Here is a 337-nt window from a genome sequence, read left to right on the forward strand (position 1 = left end):
CCCCGTCTTCACGCCGATGGGCACGCTGTCCTACGCGATGGCGGCCGGCAACGCGGTCGTGTTCAAGCCCAGTGAGCTCACGCCCGGGGTCGGCGTCTGGCTCGCGGAGGTCTGGGACTCGCTCGGCGCCTCGCAGCCGCTCATCCAGACCATCACCGGTGACGGGTCGACGGGCAACGCCCTGTGCAGGGCCGACGTGGACAAGCTCGCGTTCACCGGCTCGGCCGCGACGGGCCGCAAGGTCATGGCCGCCTGCGCCGAGACGCTGACCCCGGTCGTGATCGAGGGCGGCGGCAAGGACGCACTGCTCGTCGACAAGGACGCGAACCTGGACGCG

Annotated in this window: 1 protein-coding gene; it reads left to right on the plus strand. The window is 71.5% G+C overall.

Annotated features, from left to right (window positions below):
• On the plus strand, nucleotides 1–337 hold a 337-nt coding region (locus B4M60_RS00980), incomplete at both ends, for an aldehyde dehydrogenase family protein (protein ID WP_291079494.1).

The organism is Dietzia sp. UBA5065 (assembly GCA_002415925.1).
In the GTDB taxonomy this organism is placed as follows: Bacteria; Actinomycetota; Actinomycetes; order Mycobacteriales; family Mycobacteriaceae; genus Dietzia.